The organism is Melaminivora alkalimesophila, assembly GCF_000282995.1.
GTDB classification, from domain to species: Bacteria; Pseudomonadota; Gammaproteobacteria; order Burkholderiales; family Burkholderiaceae_C; genus Melaminivora; species Melaminivora alkalimesophila.
In genome coordinates this window covers 1-2,114 of sequence record NZ_ALEE01000688.1, presented here as the reverse complement: position 1 = coordinate 2,114, position 2,114 = coordinate 1, and the positions used below count along the sequence as shown (strand labels likewise).

Annotated in this window: 1 protein-coding gene and 1 pseudogene; both read right to left on the bottom strand. The window is 74.4% G+C overall.

The window, feature by feature from the left end; all coding sequences use genetic code 11:
• Window positions 1-1,199, bottom strand: a pseudogene (locus tag A612_RS13375) (bifunctional acetate--CoA ligase family protein/GNAT family N-acetyltransferase); the annotation flags it as partial.
• 15 nt (window positions 1,200-1,214) lie between these two features.
• Window positions 1,215-2,114 (bottom strand): 3-deoxy-D-manno-octulosonic acid transferase (locus tag A612_RS13370; RefSeq protein ID WP_019374967.1); only part of this gene is annotated, 900 nt, incomplete at its 5' end.

Sequence of the window (2,114 nt, the reverse complement as noted above, 5' to 3'; positions counted from 1 at the left end):
GGCTTGGGGGCCCGCCGCTTGGCCTCCGCCAAGGCACGCGCCACGGCCACCGGATCGATGCCCTCCTTGGGCGAGAAGATGGCGAGGACGCCGTCGATCTGCCGATCGCGAAAGGCGGCGTCCAGCGCGGCGCCGTAGTGCTCCGGCCCGGCCTCTTCCGACAGGTCCATCAGGTCCGTGAGCGAGGCCAGCGGCGGCAGCTTCGGCGCCAGCGCCTCGACGGTTTCCGCACCTGGTCGGCCCAGCTCCAGAGCGATCTCGTTGACCCAGTCGGCTGCCAGCACGCCCGGGCCGCCGCCGTTCGTGATCAGCGCCAGGCGCCGGCCCACTGGGCGGTAGCGCGAAGCCAGGCACTTGGCGGCCGAGAACAGTGCCACGAAGGAACGCACGCGCACCGCGCCCGCGCGCCGCAGCGCCGCGTCGAACACGTCGTCGCTGCCGACGATGGCGGCGCTGTGCGTCTGCGCGGCCTCGTTGCCGGCCGCCTTGCGCCCGGCCTTGAGCACCACCACCGGCTTGGCATGCGCGGCCGAGCGCAGCGCGCTCATGAAACGGCGCGCGCTGTGGATGCCCTCCATATAGACCACGATGCTCTGCGTGCGCGGGTCGTTGGCCAGGAAGTCCAGCGCTTCGGCCAGCCCCAGGTCGGTGTGCGGCCCGAGCGAGATGACGCTGGAAAAACCCACGGCGTTGTTGCGCGCCCAGTCGAGGATCGAGGTGGTCAACGCCCCCGACTGGCAGACCAGCGCCAGCGACCCCTCTCGCGCCAGCGGCCCGGCGGCGCTCGCGTTCAATCCCAGCGAGGGGCGCTGGATGCCCAGCGAGTTCGGACCCAGCAGGTGCATGCCCTCGCGCCGCGCGATCTTGCGCAACCGCGCCGCCAGCGCCGCGTCGACGCCGCTGGAGATCACCAGCGCGCAGCGGCAGTTGACGCGCCCGGCCAGCTCCAGCCCGGCCGCCAGCTCCTGCGGCGGCAGGGCAATGATCGCCAGGTCGGCGCGGGTCTGTGCCAGGTCGGCCAGCGTGCCGCTGGTGTGCACGTCCAGGAAGGTGAGCTGGCCGCTGTAGCGCTGCGCGCGCAGCGCCTCGTGCAGCACTCGGGCCTGCGTGGTGAATTCGTCCGGGTGGTCGCTGCGCCCGGCCAGCACGATGATCGAGGCGGGGTCAAACAGCGGCGTGAGGTAGTGCTTGTCCATCATGGCAGGCATTGTGGTTCAGGAGCCCGCGCGCGGCCAGTCGCCGGCGTCCTCTCCGGGCGCGGCCGGCGGGCGGTGGAAAAAACGCGCGGGAAGCAGCCGGGCAATCGCCTGCGCGGTGGCGCGGGCGGCGCCGCGGTGGGCCCGGGCGAACGCGGTGCAGCGGGCGGACCGCTCCCCGCGCCCCGCCCCATCGAGCGCGAGGGCGATGGCGCGCCGCACGCCCTGCTCCATGTCCGCCACCCGTTCCGCGGCCCCGGCCTGCAGCGCGAGCGCCGCGGCCTCGGCAAAATTGAAGGTGTGGGGCCCCATCACGACCGGGCAGCCACCGGCCGCCGCCTCGATCAGGTTCTGGCCGCCCAGGGGCCCGAAGCTGCCTCCCAGGAGCGCCACGTCCGCCAACCGGTAGTACAGCGCCATCTCGCCCAGGCTGTCGCCCAACCAGATGTCTGCCGCCTGCGGCGCGTTCGCCCACGCACTGCGGCGCGAGACCGACCAGCCCGCCGCGTGGCACAGCTGCGCCACCTGGTCGAAACGCTGCGGGTGGCGCGGCACCACCAACCACTGCACCGTGCGCGCTTCGGCGCCCAGCGCCCCGAGCGCCTGCAGCCACAGCGCCTCCTCGCCCTCGCGGCTGCTGGCCAGCAGCACCACCGGCCGCGGCGAGGCGCGGCGCCAGGCCAGCCCCAGGGCCTGCTGCTGCGGATCGGGTGCAAGGTCGAACTTCAGGTTGCCCAGCACCCCGGCCACCGGCGCCCCGACCTCGCGCAGCCGCCGCGCATCCTCGGGTGCCTGTGCCCAGGCAGCCGCCAGAGACCGGTAGGCCGGGCGCGCCAGCCACGCCAGGCGGCGTGCGCCGGCGTGCGAGCGGGCGTTCAGCCGCCCGTTGGCCAGCACCAGCGGCACGCCCGCCGCGCG